This window comes from Streptomyces sp. WG7, assembly GCF_049975785.1.
GTDB lineage: Bacteria > Actinomycetota > Actinomycetes > Streptomycetales > Streptomycetaceae > Streptomyces.
Genome location: NZ_JBNGGE010000011.1, coordinates 35,769 through 54,598 on the forward strand (window position 1 = coordinate 35,769; position 18,830 = coordinate 54,598).

Sequence of the window (18,830 nt, forward strand, 5' to 3'; positions counted from 1 at the left end):
GTAACACCCGGCCCAGGCCCTGCCCGGCGGGCCCTGCCACCGTCCCGGGACGCTCTGTCACCGCCCCCGGTGGCGGACCTCAGCGCCGTGCCAGGGCCAGCACGCTCAGTCCGAACATCAGGACACCCAGGGGGAGATGGACCGACGACATGTGGGCGATGCCCACCACGACCTGGACCGAGGCGAGGACGAGGAAGCCGCACGCGTTCCAGATGGGCCGGGGCGAGCCGCCGCCCGGCTTCCACGCCAGCACCGCCGCGAGCACGTACAGCATCGACGCCCCGTACATCACGCGGGCTCCGGCACTGTGCAGCGTCTCTCCGTAGGACGAGGACATCAGCAGCCCGGCGGAGACCGCCTGAAGGAAGATGGTCAGGGTCTGCAGGGCGATCGCGATCCGCAGGAACGAGTAGCGGCGGTGTGTCGTTGCCGAGGCTGCCATGTCACGGTCCCCTTCTTTTCCGCCCGGGGGGCGGTAGATCGGTAAGGTCTCACCAGCCCGACGACGCGGGCCTGCGAAAGGTAAGGCGAGGAGGCGGTCGGGAGTATGGGGACGGCCGGCGCGCGCACCGATGGGACAGCCGGTGAGCGACGCCAACTGATCAATGTCGCCTACCGGTTGCTCGGTTCACTGGCCGAGTCCGAGGACGCCGTGCAGGAGGCCTACGCGCGCTGGTACGCGCTGCCGCAAGGCCGGCGGGACGAGATCGTGTCCCCCGGCGCCTGGCTGACGACGGTGACCGGCCGCGTCTGCCTGGACGTGCTCGGCTCGGCGCGGGCCCGGCGGGAACGCTACGTCGGCGCGTGGTTGCCCGACCCGCTGCCCGACCGCGCCGAGTGGGGGCACGGCCATGGCACCGACCCAGCCGACCAGATGGTCCTGGACGAATCGGTGTCCATGGCCTTCCTCGTCGTCCTGGAGTCGATGACCCCCGCCGAGCGGGTGGCCTTCGTCCTGCACGACGTCTTCCGCTACCCCTTCGCCGAGATCGCCGACGTCCTCGGCCGGACCCCCGCCGCCTGCAAGCAGCTCGCGGCCTCCGCCCGGCGGCGGGCGCGCGGCGCCCGCGCTCCGGCGACCGCGGCCGGGCAGGCCGACGCGGTACGGCAGGTCAAAGCGGCGTGGGAGACCAAGGACATCGCGGCCCTCGTCGACCTCCTCGACCCGGCCGCTGTGATGACCGCCGACGGCGGCGGCATGGCCGGTGCCGCCCTACGCCCGATCGAGGGCGGTGCGCGCATCGCCCAGTACATGGCCGCCATCGCCGACAAGGCTCCCGGGCTCGAACTCCTGCAGCGGTCGGTCAACGGTGTGCCGGGCCTGGTGGCCCGGCGTGCCGGCGCCGTCGTGACGGTGGCCTCGTTCGAGGTCGCCGACGGCCGGGTCACCCGGATCTGGGTCGTCCGCAATCCGGAGAAGCTGCGGCCGTGGGTGCGGGACGGCCGGGGCCCGTCCGGGGAGTCGTGATGTCACCACCGCCGTCCGGCCCGCGCGGACGGCCCTGACCGAACGGGCCTTCACCCGGCGCTTCCGTTCGCGGACGGACGACAGCCCCGCCGGCGAGCCACCGGGAGCCGCGGTCAGGTCTCCCCGTGCCCCTGCTCCGGTACCGCCTGGCTCCGGCTCTCCGGCTGCTCCTGAGCGTGGTGTCCCAGGGCCGCGCTGCGGCTCGTCGCCAGGTGGTGCAGGACGAGGGCCTGTACGCGCTCGACGTCGCGCTCCGCGATGGCCCGGTAGAGGGCCTCGTGTTCCAGCGCCACGCCCAGCAGGTCGTCGTGCTGGCCCATGAGCCATCGCAGCCGGCTGCGCAGGACGCGCTCGAGTTCGTTGAGCAACTCGTTGGCCGCCAGGGAGATGACCGTCTGGTGGAAGTCGGCCGCCGCCCGGCGGGCCCGCACCGCGTCGCCCGCGCGGGCCGCCGCCAGTTCGGCGTCCACCGTCGCGCGGAGCCTCTCCAGCCCGGCGCGTGTGTGGCGCTGGGCGGCGAGCCGGAAGCCGAGGGTCTCCAGGCCCGAACGGACCTCGTCGAGATCGGCGATGTCGCTGGTGGTGAACTCCCGCACCACCGCCCACGTCCGCGGTCGCGGAGTCACCAGCCCCTCGGCCACCAGGGTCTTGAGGGCCTCCCGGACGGGGAGCCGGCTCACGCCGAGTGCCTCGGCCAGTTCCCGCTCGACCAGGCGGCTGCCCGGCCGCCGCGCACCGTCGATGATCTCGTCGCGCAACTGCCGCGTGACCCGCTCGGACTCGGGCATGAAGCCCTGTGACGCAGCCATCGCCGTCCTTCGTCTGTGGTCCCGTTCCGAGTCGCAGACCGCGCCGGTGCGGAGCGTCGGTCGGGCGACCCGTCAGAATACCCCGCGGCCGGCGTGCCCCGTGGCGGGCCGCCGACCGGGGACGAGGAACGGCACCGGATGTGTCACGGGACGCGCCCCCCGGCCGTCCTCGGGGGCCAGTTGAGGATCCGCTTGGGGCGCGGACGCGCGTAGGTGCGCACCTTGGACGTGGACAGGCCGAGGCGGACCAGCGACTCGGCGACCGTCACGGCGGCGGCGACCCCGTCGACCACGGGGACCCCGGTACGCTCCACCACGCGTTCGGCGAGACCGGCCATGCCCCCGCAGCCCAGGCAGATCACCTCGGCCCGGTCGTCCTCGACGGCGCGCGCGGCCTGTTCGGTGATGGCGTCCACGGCGGTCTGCTCGTCCTGTTCCAGGTCGAGTACGGCAAGCCCGCTGGCGCGTACGGAGGCGCACCTGGCGCTCAGTCCGGCCACCTCCAGCCGCTCCTCGATCAGGGGGACCGTGCGGTCGAGGGTGGTGACGACGGAGTAGCGGCGGCCCAGGAACTGCGCGGTGCTCGCCGCGGCCTCGGTGATGTCGACGACGGGAACGTCGAGCAGTTCCTGGAGCCCTTCCCGGCCGTGTTCGCCGTATCCCGCCTGGATCACCGCGTCGAAGGGCTCCGGGTGGGCGCGGACGGTCTCCATGACGGCGACCGCGGCGAGGTAGCTCTCGTAGTTGCCCTCGACGGACTCCGCGCCGAAGGAGGGCGTGAGCGGAACGATCTCGGTGCCCGGGGAAGCCGCGCCGGCCGCCTGTTCGCCGATCGCGTCGGTGATGGACTGCGTGGTGTTGACGTTGACCACGAGGATGCGCATGGGGTGGGCCTTCTGCTCGGGTGGGCCTGCTGCTCGGGTGGGACGGCCCGCGACGGTGGCGGAGCTATTCCGCGGCGACGGCGATGGTCTCGCCGTCCACGTCGCGGATCGGCGAGGCGCGGTCGGCGATGACCGCGTACAGCACGGCGCCGATGATCGCGCCGACGAACCAGGAGAACCCGGCCGCGGCGTGGAAGAAGGGCACCAGGGCGACGACGACGGCGATCGCGGCGCTGGGGACGAAGGCGGCGACGGCCCGCGGGTTGTAGCCGCGGCGGTAGTGGTACTCGGCGCCCGCGTCGTCGGTGTAGAGGGCCGGCACGTTCACGCGGGACTTCCGCAGCAGCCAGTAGTCCGCCATGATCACGCCGAAGAGGGGGCCGAGCAGGGCGCCCAGCCCGCCGAGGAAGTAGTTGACGACGACCGGGCTGTTGTAGAGGTTCCACGGCGTGATGACCAGGCCCAGGACCGCGCTCACCAGACCGGCGCGGCGGAAGTCGAGCCGGTGGGGGAAGAGGTCGACCAGGGCGTAGATCGGCGCCACGAAGTTGGCCAGCAGGTTCACCGCCACCGTCAGGGCGATGAGGGCGAGCGACGCGACGGCCAGCAGGAACATGTGGGGGATGGTCCTGACGATGTCCGTCGGGCTGGTGATGACCTGCCCGTCGAGACGGAACTGGGCGCCGCTGAGGACCGCCACGATGCCGGCGAAGAAGAGCATGTTCACAGGGATGCCGATCACGTTCCCGCGGACGATGGAGCCGCGGCTCCTCGCGGACCGGGTGAAGTCGCAGAAGTTCAGGACGAACGTCCCGTAGATCACGACCCACAGGGCGGCGGCCTGCAGCACCTGGAGCCACATCGCGCCGCCGGTGAGCGGCTCACCGTTGGACAGGGAGACCGAGCCGTCCGCCCGGACGAACATCCACACCGCGAGGGCGCACATGGTGAGCAGGGTGGTGGGCGCCGCGACGGCCATGTACCGGCGGATCATCTGCATCCCGTAGCTCACGATGAGCACTTGCAGGGCCCACAGGACCAGGAAGGTGATCCAGCCGAGCGTCGACTGGCCGAGCAGGGAGTTCGTGTCCAGGCCGGCCAGGCCGGGGAACATCGCCACCAGGAGAGTGCTCAGTACCGCGGCGGCGAGATAAGTCTGGATACCAAACCAGGCGATGGCGACGAGACCTCGGACGGCGGCCGGGATCTTCGCCCCTTTGACGCCGAACGCGATGCGGCTCATCACCGGGAACGGCACACCCGTCTTGTGCCCCATGAACCCGGACAGCGTCAGCAGCAGGAAGAGCAGGACCGACGCGAGCGCGAAGGCGGCGAGGATGCCCCACACGTTCAGTCCGAGGGCGAACAGCCCGATGGCGAAAGCGTAATTGCCCAGGCTGTGCACGTCGTTGGCCCAGAGCGTGAAGACGTTGTAGGCGCCCCAGCGGCGCCCTTCCCTCTTCGTGGGTGCCAGGTCGTACGTGTAGAGGCTGGAGCTGGTGGCGGTGTCGCCGGTCTCCGCGGGCGAGCGGCGGTCTTCCAGGGCAGTCATACGGGACTCCTGGGATCAGGGTGTGGGGAGTCGCAGAGTTCCGCAAAGCGGAAGCGGCTTTTCGATGAACAGAACGTAGTTTTCGCCGAACAGCACCGTCAAGAGGTCTGCGGCAAATGGAATACCATTTTTGGGCGGTTGGGCGAGGGCCGTTCGAGCGGCCCCGGCGGCGTCACCTACAGCGGTGCCTGGACCTGCGGAACGGGCTGCGCCGCCCAGTGCTTCTGGAGCGACGGCCACTGGAGCGACCGGGCCGGTGCCACGGCCGCCCTCTCCATCACCGGTACTCGCATCGCCCTGCTCTCCGCCAAGGGCACGGGCAACGGCTACGCGGCGATCAGCGTCGACGGGGCCCCGAGCAGCGGGTGGGCTTCCACAACTCGATCCGCGTCGGCGAGGCGGTGCGGTACGTCAGCCCAAGGCTCGCGCGGCCGCCACACCCTGCGGGTCCGGGTGACGGGAGGGCGCAACTCCCCGTCCGGGGCATCCTTCGTGAGCGCCGGCCGCGCCGAGGTCCACATGAACTGGCCGCCGGGCCGACCACCCCGTCAGGGGCGCTGGCGGCCTTCCGTGCTCTCCCTCAGGACGAGCCGGTGGGCCACGATGCGGTCCTGGGGCGACAGCACGCCGGACTCGCTGCCGGCACTCACGCCGTCCGGTGCCGTCGCTTCCTCGATGCGGCGCTGCAGCAGTTGTACGGCGGTCTTGGCCACCGCCGCCTTGTCGGGAGCCACCGTGCTCAGCGTGGGTACGGAGAACCGTCCGCCCTCCACGTCGTCGAAGCCGACGACGGCGACGTCCTCCGGCACCCTGGCCCCGTGCTCGTGCAGGGCACGCAACGCGCCCAGCGCCAGCTGGTCGTTGAGGCAGAGCAGCGCGTCGGGCCGGGCGCCGCCGCGCAGCGCCCGTGCCACGGCCCGGGCGCCGTCGGGCATCCTGAAGGAGTCGACCGGCAGCAGGGCGGCCGGATCGTAGGCGATGCCCGCTTCCGACAGGGCGGCACGGTAGCCGCGCGTGCGGGCCTCGGCGGTCCCCAGGCCCGAGTCGTCGCGCCCGCCGACGGCGAGGATGGTGCGGCGCCCGAGACCGATCAGGTGGGCGGTCGCCTCGCGTGCGGCACGCTCGTTGTCGATGGCCACATGGTCGGCGCCCTCCTCCAGCAGCTCCCCGAGCAGCACGGTGGGCGGGGCGCCCACGCGATCGCGCAGGTCGGCGGCGGTCAGGGCGAGCGGACTCAGGATGATCCCGTCCACGAAGGTGGAGCCGAAACCGGCCAGCGCCGCCAGTTCGTGGGCGCGGTCCGCCCCGGACTGATGGATCAGGACGGTCAGGGAGCGCTGCTCGGCCTCGCGGATGACGTGCCGGGCCAGCTCGGCGAAGTACGGGATGTCCAGTTCGGGAACGACCAGGGCGATGATGCCGGTGCGGCCCTTGCGGAGGTGGCGGCCGGCCAGATTCACCCGGTACCCGAGCTGCTCGATGGCTTCGCGGACCACCTTCCTGGTCCGGTCGGACACATGGGCGTAGTCGTTGATGACATTGGACACCGTCTTCTCCGAAACGCCCGCATGACGTGCGACGTCCTTGATCCTGGGCCGTGCCACCGAGACCTCCCTGCCTCTCCCGCGGCTGCCGAGTCTATGTCCCGGCACCGCACGGATCCGATCGCGGGCCCGGCCTGACACCACGGCGCAACCCCGGTCGCGCCGTCACCACGGTCCAACCCCGTCCCCACCTCTTTACAGCCCATGTACATCGATGTAAAAAACAAGCCACCGCATGAGCGTCCGGCCGTCGAAAGGTCCGCGATGAGTTCCCGTTTGCCTGCCCACGGGGTGCCGGCGGCGTCCGACCCGGGACGCCGTCTCAGCCGCCGCCGGCTGCTGCGTCACACCATGACCGGAGCGGGAGCCCTGCTCGCCGCGGGCCCGCTGTCGGGCTGCGCCGTACCGGCCGCCGCCTCCGGGACGTCCACGCTGAGCGTCTGGGACCTGTTCCAGGGCGGCGACGGCATGCTGATGGACGACATGATCGACGCGGTGTCCAAGGGGTCCGAGGGGTCCGAGGGCTTCGACATCGACCGCACGATCCTGGACTGGGGCCCGTCCTACTACACCAAGCTCGCCATGTCGGCCGCCGGCGGCCGGGCCTCCGACGTGGCCGCCATGCATCTGTCCCGGCTGGCGGGCTACGCTCCCGGCGGCCTGGTGGACGCCTTCGACCTGGACCTGCTCGCCGAGTTCGGCGTCACGCGGAAGGACTTCACGCCGGCGGTCTGGGAACGGACCCAGCACGACGGGACCGTCTACGCGATCCCGCTCGACGTCCACCCCTTCATCGTCTTCTACGACAAGGAGGCCGCGGAGACCGCCGGCCTCCTGGACTCCTCGGGCGAGCTGGCTCCCATGGGTTCGCCGGAAGCCCTCCTGGACGCGGGCAAGGCCCTCGCCGAGGCGACCGGCCAGGCGGGCATCCTGTTCGGCCACGTCACCGACACGGCACAGAACTGGCGCCTGTTCGCCGGCCTCTACGCCCAGACCGGCGCCGAGTTCACCCTGCCGGACGGCGGCCCGCCAGGGATCGACGTCGACGCCGCCGTACGCGTCGTCACGTTCATGCGGCAGCTGTTCGACGGCCGCACGAACCCCAACAACCTGGACTACTACGGGTCGGTGGCCGGCTTCACCGGCGGCCGCGGCGGCATGGCGATGCTGGGGGAGTGGGAGCTGCCCACCCTCGCGAAGTCCGGCATGCCGCTGGGCGCCGCGCCCTTCCCGCAGGTCTTCGACAAGCCGGCCGTCTACACCGACAGCCACAGCTTCGTCCTTCCGCACCAGAAGGACCCTGACCCGGCACGGCGCCGCGAGGCCCACCGGTACGTCGCGGAGATACTCAAGCGGAGCCTCACCTGGGCGGGCGCCGGCCACATCCCCGCGTATCGGCCCGTGCTCGCGGAGCCCGAGTACGCGGCCCTGAAACCGCAGTCCTCCTACGCGGACGCCGCGGAGGTGGCGGTGCTCGACCCGCCCAACTGGTTCGCCGGCGCCGGGTCGAACTTCCAGAACCGCATGTGTCAGCCGCTCCAGTCGGCGCTGCTGGGCAACACGTCCGCCGAGAAGGCGGTACGTCAGATGGTCCGCGAGGCGGACGCGCTGCTGCGGCAGCCCAACCCGGTGGCCTGACCAGCAGAAGGAGTGACCGACGTGACCACCACCGCACCCCTCGGCGCCGAGGCGCGGACCGACCCGCCCGAGGGCCGCGCGGGCGGCCGCCGCCGCGCCGTCCTGCGCCGCCTGCGCGTCACCCCGGGCTCCGGGATCGTCTTCGTCCTGCCGTTCCTGCTCGTCTTCGGCCTCTTCATGGTGTGGCCGATCGTGCAGGGGCTCTGGATGAGTTTCACCGACACCTCGCTCGCCCTGCGCGACACGAGCTTCATCGGCTTCGACAACTACACCGAGGCCCTCGGCGACCCCGACGTCTGGAGCAGCCTCGGCAACACGCTCTTCTTCACCGTCATCTCCAGCGTGCCGCTGGTGCTCGTCCCGCTGGCGATGGCGCTGCTGGTGCACAGCGGGCTCGCCGGACAGTGGGCGTGGCGGCTGGCGTTCTTCGCCCCCTACCTGCTGCCCGTGACCGTGGTGACCCTCATCTGGACCTGGCTGTACCAGCCGGAACTGGGCTTCGGCAACCAACTCCTCGACACCCTCGGGATGGAACCCGTGGGCTGGTTGTCCGACGAGTCCGTCGCCATGTGGTCCGTCGCCGCCCTCACCGTCTGGTGGACGGTCGGTTTCAACTTCCTGCTCTACCTCGCGGCACTCCAGTCCCTGCCCTCGACCTTCGACGAGGCGGCGGCGCTCGACGGGGCCGGCGCGTGGCGGCGCCTGTGGTCCATCACCCTGCCGCAACTGCGCAGGACGACCGCGCTGGTGGCCATGCTCCAGATCCTCGCGTCGCTCAAGGTGTTCGACCAGATCTACATCCTCACCAAGGGCGGCCCGGGCGGCTCGACCCGCCCCGTCCTGGAGTACGTCTACGACGTCGGCTTCACCGGCTACCGGCTCGGCTACGCCTCCGCCATCTCCTACCTCTTCTTCGCGCTCGTCATCGTCGTCTCGCTCGTGCAGCTGCGCCTCTTCCGGCAGGAGGACTGACCGTGTCCGCAACCGCAACGACCCTCCGCCCGCGGCGCCGCCCGCCCCGCGAAGATACCGGCGCACCCCTGCTCCTCGGCCACGGCCGGCTGCCCCGCGTCCTGGCCGGCACGGCGCTGGCCGTCCTGGCGGCCGTCTGGCTGCTGCCGTTCCTGTGGGCGATCGCCACCTCGCTGCAGAGCGAGCAGGACGTCAACACCCCCGGCCTCTCCCCGTTCAAAGGCGCCTTCACGACGGAGGCGTACCAGCAGATCCTCGAACGCGGGAACGTGGCCGTCTGGGCCTTCAACAGCTTCCTGATCGCCGGACTGGTCACGCTGATCACCGTCGTGGTCTCCACCCTCGCGGCATACGGCTTCTCGCGCGGCACGTTCCGCGGGCGCCGGGCGCTGCTCGCCGTCACCGTCGCCGCCATCATGGTCCCGCCGCAGCTGCTCGTCGTGCCGCTGTTCGAGCAGATGCTCCTGTTCAACCTGGTCGACACCTACGCGGCGGTCATCCTGCCCCAGGTCGTCGCTCCCATGATGGTGTTCATCCTCAAACGGTTCTTCGACGCCGTCCCCAGGGAACTGGAGGAGGCGGCCCGCATCGACGGCGCCTCCGAGTTCCGGGTCTTCCGGTCGGTCGTGCTGCCGCTCTCACGGCCGATCGTGGCCGCGGTGGCGATCTTCGTCTTCATCGGTGCGTGGAACAACTTCATGTGGCCGTTCATCGTCACCAACGACCCGGACCTGATGACCCTCCCGGTGGGCCTGGCCACCGTGAGGGACTCCTACGGCATCGTGTACGCGCAGTCCATGGCGTCCGCCCTGCTGGCGGCGCTGCCGCTGATCGTGGTCTTCCTCCTCTTCCAGCGCCGCATCGTCAACTCCGTGGCCACCACCGGCCTCGGCGGTTCCTGAACCACGCCCCCCACAGCCGTACACACGGGTCCGGCGCCCGCGCCGGCCCACCGATCGACTGGAGCATGTGTGCCCACTCACTCCGCACCGCGCCCGGAGTACCCGCGACCGCAGTTCGTGCGCCGCGACTGGCTCAACCTGAACGGCGCCTGGCAGTTCGAGACCGACCGGGGGGACAGCGGACTGGAACGCGGTCTGCTCGACCGGGAACTGCGAGGCGAGATCCTCGTGCCGTTCCCGCCCGAGTCCGAGTTGTCCGGCGTCGGGGACACCGACTTCCTGGAGGCCGTCTGGTACCGGCGCGTCCTCACCCTGCCGGCGGCGTGGGCCGGGCGCCGCGTGCTGCTGCACTTCGGCGCCGTCGACTACGACACCACCGTGTGGGCCGACGGCAGGGAGGTCGCCCGGCACCGCGGCGGCTTCACCCCCTTCACCGCCGACCTCGGCGACGTCGCCGGGTCGGGGGAGGAGGTCGTGGTCACCGTCCGCGCCCGCGACCCGAAGTCGGGCCCGCAGGCGCGCGGGAAGCAGGCCGTCAAGTACGCCAACCACGACTGCAACTACACCCGGGTGACCGGAATCTGGCAGACCGTCTGGCTGGAGCCGGTCCCTCAGGCGCACCTGCGCCGGCCCCGCATCACCCCCGACCTGGCCGGCTCCGCCTTCCACCTCGAACTGCCCCTGTCCGCCAACCGTCCCGGCCACCGGGTACGCGCCGTCCTCGGCGACGCCGACGGCGAGGTGTGCCGCGCCGAGGCCCGCGCCGACCTGGACCTGGCCCCACGCCTCCACCTGCCGGTACCGGAGGACCGGCGACGGGAGTGGAGTCCCGACGACCCCCACCTGTACGACCTGCGCCTCGAACTCCTCGACGCCGACGGGCAGGTGGTCGACGGCGCGGAGAGCTACGCCGGGCTGCGCGCCGTGGGCCTGCGCGGCAAGGCGGTCCTCCTCAACGGGCGGCCGCTCTTCCAGCGTCTCGTCCTCGACCAGGGCTGGTACCCGGACGGGCTGATGACCGCCCCGACCGACGAGGCACTGGTGAGGGACATCGAACTGGCCATGGCGGCCGGCTTCAACGGGGCCCGGCTGCACCAGAAGGTCTTCGAGGAGCGCTTCCTCTACCATGCCGACCGCCTCGGCTACCTGGTCTGGGGCGAGTTCGGCGACTGGGGCTGCGAGACGGGCGGTTCCTCCGGCGACAACCAGCAGCCCGACGCCTCCTACGTCGGCCAGTGGCTGGAGGCCCTCGAACGGGACTACTCGCACCCCTCGGTCATCGGCTGGTGCCCGCTGAACGAGACCTACCAGAAGCTGCACGACCGCGTCACCCAGCTCGACGCCGTGACCCGCGCGATGTTCCTGGCCACCAAGGCCATGGACACCACCCGTCCGGTCATCGACGCCTCCGGCTACGCGCACCGGGTCGCCGAGACCGACATCTACGACTCCCACAGCTACGAGCAGGACCCGGCCGTCTTCCGGCAGCTGATGTCCGGCCTGGCCAAGGACACCCCCTTCGTCAACGCCCACGAGAGCGGCACCCCGTACTCCCAGCCGTACCGCGGACAGCCGTACTTCGTCAGCGAGTTCGGCGGCATCTGGTGGGACCCCGAGGCGGCCGCCGACCGGTCCGGCGAGGACCGCACCGTGTCCTGGGGCTACGGGGAACGGGTCCGCGACGAGGACGAGTTCCACCAGCGGTTCAGCGGCCTGACCGGGGTCCTGCTGGAGGACCGTGACATGTTCGGCTACTGCTACACCCAGCTGACGGACGTCTTCCAGGAGCAGAACGGCATCTACCGGTTCGACCGCGGCGTGAAACTCGACGTCGCCCGCATCCGTGCCGCGCAGCTGCGCCCGGCCGCGATCGAGGAACAGGACCCGGCCTAGCGCACCCGGGCCGGAGGCGGACGGCAGTCTCCGGCCCGGGTGCGCGCCGGTCAGAAGGGACGGTCGCCCTCGATGGCGACGCGCTCGGCGACGCGGCGGTCGGAACCGTAGTCGCCCACGGCGTAGTGCTGCGTGGCGCGGTTGTCCCAGAAGGCGATGTCGCCGGGCTGCCAGCGGAAACGCACCTGGTACTCGGGGACATGCGCCTGCTGGAACAGGAAGCGCAGCAGCCGGTCGCTCTCGTCACGGTCCATGCCGGTGATGTGGGTGGTGAACGAGGCGTTGACGAACAGCATGCGCCGCCCGGTCTCGGGGTGGGTGCGCACGACGGGGTGTTCCACGGGAGGGAAGAGCTCCTGGTGCGGGATCAGCCGCTCGGGTCCGTAGAACCTGGCGAAGCCGGGGATGAAGTCGTGCACGGCCCGGGCGCCGTCGACGCGGTCCTTCACCTCCTGGGGGAGGTTGTCGTAGGCGGCCGCCATGTCCGCCCACATCGTGTCCCCGCCGAACGGCGGGACCTCGCGCAGCTGGAGGACCGCGCCGAGCGCGGGCCGCTCGCGGAAGGTGACGTCGGTGTGCCAGACGTTCTCGTACGTCGGGGTGGCTCCGTCGGCCTTGTCGAAGCGCACGACGTCCTCGCTGGAGCCGGCGGCGAGCAGGGGATTGGTCTCCAGCTCGCCCCAGTTGCCCGCGAAGTCGCGCTGCTGGTCGGAGGTGAGGTGCTGGGCGCGGAAGAAGAGCACCTTCCACTCCAGCAGGGCGCGGTTCAGCTGCTCGCGCAGTGCGGGGGAGAGCGGGCGGGAGAGGTCGACGCCCCTGATCTCGGCGCCGATGGTGCGAGCCTGCGGAACGACCTCGAACAGTTCGTAGGGCCGTTCCTCCCATCCCTCGGGCAGCCGGCGCAGCACGCGCCGTCCCTCGTACATCCCGTCCCCCGGGATGCGGGCCTCGCGCAGGCCGGCGGTCGGACCGGCGGTCGTGACGGTCATGGAGTCCTCCCCTTCACATGCAATGGTGGTCTGACCAGGCCCCGGCGGCGGCTCGGCAGCGCATCGGCGATACGGCGATACGGCGATATAGCGACATGGTGAGATGTCGCCTGTCGGCAGCCGTGGAGGATGACGCGGTGCGGCCGTGCCGGATGTCCTGGGAAACGGACGTGCTCCGGAACTTCTCCGGTAAGAAGACCGATTCGTTCCGTACGCGGCGCGGGTCGAGCCTTCGGCTCGGAGACAGCCGGCTATCGGCCGGAGCGCTCACATCCGGTTCGATCGGGCACGCGCAGAGGCTCCGCCGTCGTCTCGAACCGGTATCGGGTCATGGCCCGATTGTGTGATCTTCCAGGGGTCCTGTCAACGGGCGCGCGGTGTTCGGAGACATGCCTCACCGTCCTGATCAGGACGGTCTCGCGCCAGGGGGGCGCAACGGTCGTGTCAGCGGTGGTGTTTCCCAGGATGCGGGACCGGGACAGGAGCCCGGCGCAGGGGCGGCCACCGGGGATCCGCTGTACGTGGATTGCCCACGAACAGGAACGCCCGATGGTGCCCGTGGCCGCGACGTCGCCGCAGGATGTCGAGCTGGGGAAGTGCGGCTCAACCAGCCCGGGGCGACGGCGCCGTGTCCAACCGTCCAGCAGGCGCCCGCCCGGGTTACCGCCGACCAGGCCTACGCGGAGCGCGCGCCTTGCGCAGCCCGGCTCCTCGGTCCGGTACCGGAAGACGGCCGGGGCGGCTGACACGCCGGCCGGGGCCCGCCCACGCTGGTCACCGCGGTCGCCCCGGACGGTCGCTGCCCGCGCCGTGTGCCGCCGCCTGCTCGACGCGGTGCGCGGCGCGGGCCGGTTCCGCCGTCCCGTTCCGGGCGCGGCCCGGCCCGGCCCCGGGGCACGGACGTCAGGCCGCCTGGGTGAGTTCCGCGCGTCCGAAGAGGATCGCGTACCCGGAGGGGAGACGGTCGAGGATGCGGTCCAGCAGGGCCGGCCCCGCGAGGTGGGCGACGACGCCCAGGACCGAGCCGACGTCCCAGCGTGTGGTGGCGAGGCTGCCGCCGGTGCGGGCGGCGAGGTCCCGGACGAAGGCCCAGCCGGTCAGCGAGTCCGTCATGGGGATCTCGGAGGCGAAGATCCGGGCGGCTTCGCGGGGGAGCCGGGCCGCGAGTTCGACGCGCTCCTCGCCGGTGACGCGGCGGCCGAGGGCGGCGAGGACGGCGGAGACGACTTCCTCGGCCCGCTCGCGGGTGGGGTACGCGCCGTTGTAGCGGACCTGCTCCAGCATCTGGCCGAACGACATGGCCGGCTCGGTGGTGAGGGTGAGGGTCGCCGGGGCCGTCTTGGACTGCATCGGTGAAGACGCCTTTCTCGTTCATGGGATTGTTCGACGGGGTGGCCGGCGGCCGGCGGACACGGTCGTGTCAGTCACCGGACGCGCGGGCCGTTCTCGGGGCCGTGGTGTCCTGCGGGCGGCCCATGAGCAGGTCGTATCCGGGCGGGAGCTGCAGCAGGATGCGGCGGGTCAGCTCCTCGCCCGCCGCGTCGGCGGTCACGCTGAGCACGGCGCCGACGTCCCAGGCCGCGGTCTGTTCGGTGGCCCCCTCGATCCACGCCGCGGTGGCCCGCACGAACCGCTCGGGGGAGAGGGGTTCGGCGGCCTGGAGCGGGTTGAGGAGGATCAGGGCGAAGGTCTCCGGGAGCCGGGCGGCCAGCTCGGCCCGTACCTCACCGACCAGGTGCGCGCCGAGCAGCGCCAGCACGGTGCGCGCGGCACGCTCCGCCTCGGTGCGGGTCGGGTACTCGCCGCGGTCCTGTACATGGTCGAGGAACACTTCCCACCGCATGGCCATCGGGGTCCTCCTTGCCTGGCGTTCCGTGTCGACGTGCCGACGTGCCGACGTGCCTGCGCAGGGGCGGAGGGCGGGAGTCGCCGTGGGCGGTTCCCGCCCTCCGCCACCGGGAGGGCGGCTCCGCCTCAGCCCGGGATCTCCCTGCGGTCCGGGCCGGTGCCGATCGAGATCTTGCGCGGCTTGGCCCGCTCGGCGATCGGGACGCGCAGCGTGAGGACGCCCGCGTCGTAGTCGGCACTGATGTGCTCGGTGTCGAGGGTGTCGGCCAGCATCACCTGGCGGGAGAAGACACCCAGGGGACGTTCCGACAGTTCCATCTGAACGTCTTCGCCCTTGGTGACGGGACGGCGTTCGGCCCGGACGGTCAGCATGTTCCGTTCGACGTCGATGTCGATCGCGTCCGGGTCGACACCGGGCAGGTCGAGGGCGATCACGTACGCGTCGCCCTCGCGGTAGGCGTCCATGGGCATCGCCGTGGGCCGCGACCAGGTGCCGGACGCGTTGCCGAACAGTTGCTGGGCGACCCGGTCGAACTCACGGAACGGGTCGGTGCGCATCAGCATCGGGAAACACCTCCACTTCGAGCAGAACCGCTCATGCGCTGCTTCCTGCTTTTCTTGTAGCATGTCATCGAAACGATGACAAGTGATGGCGTCATCCGTCGGGTGACACGATCGAACGGAGGTGACCCATGACCGCAGACGAGCGGGAAGCCGGGGCCCGGCCCGCGTCCTTCCCCGCCGCCGAGGCGGCGCTGGCGGCCATCGACGAGGCCGTGCGCACCGCCCAGGCACCGCAGCCCGCGGCACAGCCCGGTTCACCGGTCAGTTCCGACCAGGCCCTGGCCGCGCTGCTGCTCCTGCGCGAAGTGCGCGACCAGCTCGCGGGATGGGAGACGGGACTGATCGAAACCGCCCGCGAGGTGGGCGCGAGCTGGTCCGACCTCGCCCACCCCCTCGGCGTGGCCAGCCGGCAGGCCGCCGAACGGCGCTACCTGCGCCTGCGCCCCGGAGCTCCCGGCACCACCGGCGAACAACGCGTCCAGGCCACCCGGGACCGCCGCGCCGCCGACCGCGCCGTCACCACCTGGGCCCGTGGCAACGCCGCCGACCTCCGCCAGCTCGCGGGCCAGATCACCGCCCTGGCCGGCCTCCCGGCCGAGGCCCGCACGCCGCTCGTACGGGCGCTGGGCCAGGACGACGCCGCCGGGCTCGTCGGCCCGCTGAGCGGCGCCCGCCCTCATCTCGCCGCTCACCATCCCGAGCTGGCCGCCCGCGTCGACAGCCTCGCCGACCACGCCGACCGGCTCCGCCGCCTCAGGCCGCCAGCGGAGTGAAGGGCAGCATGGCGTCTCCCTCGGCCTGGACGACGCCGTAGCTGCTCTCCGGCACCTTGTTCCAGACGCCGGGCAGATCGCCCAGGGGTTCCGAGACGATGAGGCGGGTGTCGTCGGATGCCTCCCGGAGGAAGGGCAGGTCGGGATGGAGCGCCCGCAGGCTCTCCACGCGTGAGCTGTAGAAGAGGGACCGTGAGGCGCCCTGACTGGAGTAGCGGAAGGCCCACAGCCGCCGCCCGTCGGTCACGGCGACCGTCATCTGCAGCGGGTACTGCACGCCGTGCTCGTGGCCGATCTCCTCCACCAGCCCCGCCATCCGCGCCACGGCCGCCGGGGGATCGTCCTCCAGGCCGAACGTGAGGGCCAGGAAGAACATCATCTCCGAGTCCGTCGATCCCTCGATGTCGAGGAACAGCCGCGGATCGACGGCCAGGGCGAGGTCGCGCCGGACGCGGTGGAACTCGGCGATCGCGCCGTTGTGCATCCACATCCAGCGGCCGTGGCGGAACGGGTGGCAGTTGGTCTGCTGCACCGCGCTGCCCGTCGACGCCCGGATGTGCGCGAAGAACAGCGGAGAGCGGACATGGCCCGCGATCTCCCGGAGGTTGCGGTTGCTCCACGCCGGACCGATCTCCCGGACGATCGCGGGCGTCGTCATCTCCGGACCGAACCATCCGACGCCGAACCCGTCCCCGTTCGTCGTCTCGACGCCCATCCGGGCGTGCAGGCTCTGGTCGATCAGTGAGTGCTGCGGCTGGTAGAGGATGGTCTCCAGCAGCACGGGCGTTCCCGAGTAGGCAAGCCATCGGCACATCGTCTGCCGCCTCCCTGGTCCTGGCGCGTGCCGCGCGGGGTGCCGGCCCTCAGTCGACCGGCCAGGTGTGGACCGGGGCGTTGAGATGCATGTAGTCCATGTACTGCCGGGTCATCCGGCGCAGCGCCTCGTGGCGGCCCGGACGGGCATCGGCGTCGATGTGGTGGAACATCTCCTTCTGCCAGACCGCGCCGTTGCGCCCGGTGACGCACCGCTGCTCGATGATGCCGAGCAGCGGCTCCCGCCAGGCCGAGTCCATGCCGGAGAGCTCCAGTCCCCGGTGCGCCAGCGGCAGCAGCCGCCGCAGGACGAGCTCGGGTACGGTCACCTCGCCCATTCCCGGCCAGTACAGCCGTGCCTCGATGCCGTGCCGGGCCGCGGTGTGCAGGTTGTCCTCGGCGACCGAGAAGGACATCCGCGACCACACCGGCCGTTCCTCCTCCACCAGGGCGCGGGTGAGCCCGTAGTAGAAGGCGCCGTTGGCGAGCGTGTCGGCGACGGTCGGACCGGCGGGCAGCACGCGGTTCTCCACCCGGACGTGCGGTGTGTCGTGGGCGACGGCGTAGACGGGCCGGTTCCACCGGTAGATGGTGCCGTTGTGCAGGGTGAGTTCGCCCAGTTCGGGGATGTCACCACGGTCCAGTGTCTCCACGGGGCTCTGCTCGTCGCACAGGGGCAGCAGGGCCGGGAAATAGCGCAGGTTCTCCTCGAAGAGGTCGAAGACGCTGTTGATCCAGCGCTCCCCGAACCACACCCGGGGCCGCACTCCCTGGGCCTTGATCTCCTGCGGCCGGGTGTCGGTGGCCTGCTCGAACAGCGGGATGCGGCTCTCGTGCCAGAGTTCCTTGCCGAGCAGGAAGGGCGAGTTGGCCGCGAGGGCGACCTGGACGCCGGCGATGGCCTGTGCCGCGTTCCAGTAGTCGGCGAACTCGTCGGGGGACACCTGGAGGTGGAACTGCGTGCTGGTGCAGGCGGCCTCCGGCGTGATCGTGTCGGCGTAGGTGCGCAGGCGGTCGACGCCGTCCACCTCGATGTGCAGGTCCTCGCCGCGGGCGGCGAACACCTGGTCGTTGAGCAGCCGGTAGCGGGGGTTCTCCGACAGCGCGGCCTCGCCCACGTCCGACTGGCGCAGCGTGGGCAGGATACCGACCATGATCAGATGGGCGCCGATCGACTTCGCCCGGTCCTCCGCGTGGTTCAGGGCGGCGCGGATCTCGGTCTCCCAGGCGTCGGGGCCGCCCGCCGTCAGCCGGCGCGGCGGGATGTTGATCTCCAGGTTGAACCGGCCCAGCTCGGTGGACCAGGCGGGGTCCGCGATCGCTTCGAGCGCGTCGCTGTTGCACATCGCCGGCTCGGCCTCGTCGTCGACCAGGTTCAGCTCGATCTCCAGGCCCACCTGGGGGCGCTCGGTCTCGAACCGGGACTCGCGCAGCATCTGCGCGAAGGCCTCGAGGCACTCCTGCATCTTGCTCCGGTACCGGCGGCGGTCCTCGCGGGTGAAGACCAGCGCCGGGACGTCCCGTCCCATCGGCCCTCCCGGGGTTGCCCTTCTCGGACGCCTCTCCACCCCAGCGTCGCATCACCTGGCGCCCCTCACCAGACGGGGACGGGACGGGGGCCCACCGCACCGTGTGCGATGGGCCCCCGTCGGTTCAGGTCCTCGTGCGGCCGGTCAGCCCCTCAGAGCTTGCCGGACTCCCGCACCGTGATCTTCGCGGAGGTGCGGCCCGACGGGGAGGAGCCGTAGCCCTCGACCTTGTCGACCACGTCCGTGCCCTCGACGACCTTGCCGAAGACGACGTGCTTGCCGTCCAGCCAGGGGGTGGGGACGGTGGTGATGAAGAACTGCGAGCCGTTGGTGTTCGGACCGGCGTTCGCCATCGAGAGCAGGTACGGGCCGGTGTGCTTCAGCTGGAAGTTCTCGTCCGCGAACTTCTCGCCGTAGATGCTCTTGCCGCCGGTGCCGTTGCCGTTGGTGAAGTCACCGCCCTGCAGCATGAACTGCGGGATCACGCGGTGGAACGGGGAACCCGCGTAGCCGAAGCCGTGCTCGCCGGTGGCCAGCTCGATGAAGTTCTTGGCGGTCTTGGGCGTGACGTCCTCGAAGAGTTCGAAGACGATGCGGCCCGCATCCTGGCCGTCGATGTCGATGTCGAAGTAAACCTTGGAATTGCTCATCG

General features: G+C 71.3%; 18 protein-coding genes and 1 pseudogene. 7 read left to right on the top strand and 12 right to left on the bottom strand.

Going from position 1 to position 18,830, the window contains the following annotated elements; translation table 11 throughout:
* Window positions 1–79: 79 nt before the first annotated feature.
* Window positions 80–442, bottom strand: a complete 363-nt coding sequence (locus ACP4J0_RS14195; RefSeq protein WP_426520150.1) for a hypothetical protein — start codon at window positions 440–442, stop codon at window positions 80–82.
* A gap of 105 nt (window positions 443–547) precedes the next feature.
* Here ACP4J0_RS14195 and sigJ point away from each other — a divergent pair, with 105 nt between their 5' ends.
* Window positions 548–1,468 (top strand): RNA polymerase sigma factor SigJ, encoded by a 921-nt coding sequence (gene sigJ, locus ACP4J0_RS14200; RefSeq protein WP_426599024.1) that lies wholly within the window; start codon window positions 548–550, stop codon window positions 1,466–1,468.
* Between the two features lie 113 nt (window positions 1,469–1,581).
* Here the strand turns inward: sigJ and ACP4J0_RS14205 are convergent, their stop codons facing one another.
* The 3 genes from ACP4J0_RS14205 to ACP4J0_RS14215 all read right to left on the bottom strand — a co-directional run bounded on the left by ACP4J0_RS14205 (window position 1,582) and on the right by ACP4J0_RS14215 (window position 4,713).
* On the bottom strand, window positions 1,582–2,277 hold the full coding sequence (locus tag ACP4J0_RS14205; RefSeq protein WP_426599025.1) for a GntR family transcriptional regulator: 696 nt from the start codon (window positions 2,275–2,277) through the stop codon (window positions 1,582–1,584).
* A 143-nt stretch (window positions 2,278–2,420) separates the two neighbouring features.
* A complete protein-coding gene (locus ACP4J0_RS14210; RefSeq protein ID WP_426599026.1) occupies window positions 2,421–3,161 on the bottom strand; it encodes an aspartate/glutamate racemase family protein in 741 nt (246 codons plus the stop codon).
* A 64-nt stretch (window positions 3,162–3,225) separates the two neighbouring features.
* Complete coding sequence (locus tag ACP4J0_RS14215) at window positions 3,226–4,713, bottom strand: NCS1 family nucleobase:cation symporter-1 (RefSeq protein WP_426599027.1); 1,488 nt, start codon at window positions 4,711–4,713, stop codon at window positions 3,226–3,228.
* A gap of 144 nt (window positions 4,714–4,857) precedes the next feature.
* Between ACP4J0_RS14215 and ACP4J0_RS14220 the strand changes: the two are divergent.
* A pseudogene (locus ACP4J0_RS14220) lies at window positions 4,858–5,238 on the top strand (hydrolase); the annotation flags it as partial.
* A gap of 23 nt (window positions 5,239–5,261) precedes the next feature.
* On the opposite strand, the gene ACP4J0_RS14225 reads toward ACP4J0_RS14220, so the two are convergent.
* Window positions 5,262–6,317, bottom strand: a complete 1,056-nt coding sequence (locus ACP4J0_RS14225; protein ID WP_426599028.1) for a LacI family DNA-binding transcriptional regulator — start codon at window positions 6,315–6,317, stop codon at window positions 5,262–5,264.
* A gap of 204 nt (window positions 6,318–6,521) precedes the next feature.
* Between ACP4J0_RS14225 and ACP4J0_RS14230 the strand changes: the two genes are divergently transcribed.
* From ACP4J0_RS14230 to ACP4J0_RS14245, 4 genes are all read left to right on the top strand, one after another.
* Window positions 6,522–7,895, top strand: a complete 1,374-nt coding sequence (locus ACP4J0_RS14230; RefSeq protein WP_426599029.1) for an extracellular solute-binding protein — start codon at window positions 6,522–6,524, stop codon at window positions 7,893–7,895.
* A gap of 21 nt (window positions 7,896–7,916) precedes the next feature.
* Window positions 7,917–8,867, top strand: a complete 951-nt coding sequence (locus ACP4J0_RS14235; protein WP_426599030.1) for a carbohydrate ABC transporter permease — start codon at window positions 7,917–7,919, stop codon at window positions 8,865–8,867.
* A gap of 2 nt (window positions 8,868–8,869) precedes the next feature.
* Window positions 8,870–9,769: a carbohydrate ABC transporter permease gene (locus ACP4J0_RS14240; protein WP_426599031.1), complete on the top strand. Its 900-nt coding sequence runs from the start codon at window positions 8,870–8,872 to the stop codon at window positions 9,767–9,769.
* 69 nt (window positions 9,770–9,838) lie between these two features.
* Window positions 9,839–11,662 (top strand): glycoside hydrolase family 2 protein, encoded by a 1,824-nt coding sequence (locus tag ACP4J0_RS14245; protein ID WP_426599032.1) that lies wholly within the window; start codon window positions 9,839–9,841, stop codon window positions 11,660–11,662.
* Between the two features lie 50 nt (window positions 11,663–11,712).
* Here the strand turns inward: ACP4J0_RS14245 and ACP4J0_RS14250 are convergent, their stop codons facing one another.
* From ACP4J0_RS14250 to ACP4J0_RS14265, 4 genes are all read right to left on the bottom strand, one after another.
* Window positions 11,713–12,651 (bottom strand): TauD/TfdA dioxygenase family protein, encoded by a 939-nt coding sequence (locus tag ACP4J0_RS14250; protein ID WP_426599033.1) that lies wholly within the window; start codon window positions 12,649–12,651, stop codon window positions 11,713–11,715.
* A 903-nt stretch (window positions 12,652–13,554) separates the two neighbouring features.
* Window positions 13,555–14,001 (bottom strand): DUF2267 domain-containing protein, encoded by a 447-nt coding sequence (locus tag ACP4J0_RS14255; protein ID WP_426599034.1) that lies wholly within the window; start codon window positions 13,999–14,001, stop codon window positions 13,555–13,557.
* A 70-nt stretch (window positions 14,002–14,071) separates the two neighbouring features.
* On the bottom strand, window positions 14,072–14,500 hold the full coding sequence (locus ACP4J0_RS14260) for a DUF2267 domain-containing protein (RefSeq protein ID WP_426599035.1): 429 nt from the start codon (window positions 14,498–14,500) through the stop codon (window positions 14,072–14,074).
* Window positions 14,501–14,625: 125 nt separating this feature from the next.
* A complete protein-coding gene (locus tag ACP4J0_RS14265; RefSeq protein ID WP_426520176.1) occupies window positions 14,626–15,063 on the bottom strand; it encodes an Hsp20/alpha crystallin family protein in 438 nt (145 codons plus the stop codon).
* 128 nt (window positions 15,064–15,191) lie between these two features.
* Between ACP4J0_RS14265 and ACP4J0_RS14270 the strand changes: the two genes are divergently transcribed.
* Window positions 15,192–15,836 (top strand): type III effector protein, encoded by a 645-nt coding sequence (locus tag ACP4J0_RS14270; RefSeq protein ID WP_426599036.1) that lies wholly within the window; start codon window positions 15,192–15,194, stop codon window positions 15,834–15,836.
* Here the strand turns inward: ACP4J0_RS14270 and ACP4J0_RS14275 are convergent.
* The 3 genes from ACP4J0_RS14275 to ACP4J0_RS14285 form a co-directional block, all read right to left on the bottom strand.
* Window positions 15,817–16,650: a class II glutamine amidotransferase gene (locus tag ACP4J0_RS14275; protein WP_426599037.1), complete on the bottom strand. Its 834-nt coding sequence runs from the start codon at window positions 16,648–16,650 to the stop codon at window positions 15,817–15,819. The two genes, ACP4J0_RS14270 and ACP4J0_RS14275, sit on opposite strands and share 20 nt — an antisense overlap.
* Window positions 16,651–16,699: 49 nt before the next feature.
* Window positions 16,700–18,178 carry a glutamate-cysteine ligase family protein gene (locus ACP4J0_RS14280; RefSeq protein WP_426599038.1) on the bottom strand — a complete coding sequence of 493 codons (1,479 nt, stop codon included), beginning with the start codon at window positions 18,176–18,178 and terminating at the stop codon, window positions 16,700–16,702.
* Between the two features lie 152 nt (window positions 18,179–18,330).
* Window positions 18,331–18,828: a peptidylprolyl isomerase gene (locus ACP4J0_RS14285; protein WP_426520184.1), complete on the bottom strand. Its 498-nt coding sequence runs from the start codon at window positions 18,826–18,828 to the stop codon at window positions 18,331–18,333.
* Window positions 18,829–18,830: the final 2 nt, after the last annotated feature.

Bases quoted from the DNA above. Each gene is read 5' to 3' on its own strand.
- ACP4J0_RS14195 (WP_426520150.1), bottom strand. From the start codon at position 442: ATGGCAGCCTCGGCAACGACACACCGCCGCTACTCGTTCCTGCGGATC.
- sigJ (WP_426599024.1), top strand. From the start codon at position 548: ATGGGGACGGCCGGCGCGCGCACCGATGGGACAGCCGGTGAGCGACGC.
- ACP4J0_RS14205 (WP_426599025.1), bottom strand. From the start codon at position 2,277: ATGGCTGCGTCACAGGGCTTCATGCCCGAGTCCGAGCGGGTCACGCGG.
- ACP4J0_RS14210 (WP_426599026.1), bottom strand. From the start codon at position 3,161: ATGCGCATCCTCGTGGTCAACGTCAACACCACGCAGTCCATCACCGAC.
- ACP4J0_RS14215 (WP_426599027.1), bottom strand. From the start codon at position 4,713: ATGACTGCCCTGGAAGACCGCCGCTCGCCCGCGGAGACCGGCGACACC.
- ACP4J0_RS14230 (WP_426599029.1), top strand. From the start codon at position 6,522: ATGAGTTCCCGTTTGCCTGCCCACGGGGTGCCGGCGGCGTCCGACCCG.
- ACP4J0_RS14250 (WP_426599033.1), bottom strand. From the start codon at position 12,651: ATGACCGTCACGACCGCCGGTCCGACCGCCGGCCTGCGCGAGGCCCGC.
- ACP4J0_RS14255 (WP_426599034.1), bottom strand. From the start codon at position 14,001: ATGCAGTCCAAGACGGCCCCGGCGACCCTCACCCTCACCACCGAGCCG.
- ACP4J0_RS14260 (WP_426599035.1), bottom strand. From the start codon at position 14,500: ATGGCCATGCGGTGGGAAGTGTTCCTCGACCATGTACAGGACCGCGGC.
- ACP4J0_RS14265 (WP_426520176.1), bottom strand. From the start codon at position 15,063: ATGCTGATGCGCACCGACCCGTTCCGTGAGTTCGACCGGGTCGCCCAG.
- ACP4J0_RS14270 (WP_426599036.1), top strand. From the start codon at position 15,192: ATGACCGCAGACGAGCGGGAAGCCGGGGCCCGGCCCGCGTCCTTCCCC.
- ACP4J0_RS14275 (WP_426599037.1), bottom strand. From the start codon at position 16,650: ATGTGCCGATGGCTTGCCTACTCGGGAACGCCCGTGCTGCTGGAGACC.
- ACP4J0_RS14280 (WP_426599038.1), bottom strand. From the start codon at position 18,178: ATGGGACGGGACGTCCCGGCGCTGGTCTTCACCCGCGAGGACCGCCGC.
- ACP4J0_RS14285 (WP_426520184.1), bottom strand. From the start codon at position 18,828: ATGAGCAATTCCAAGGTTTACTTCGACATCGACATCGACGGCCAGGAT.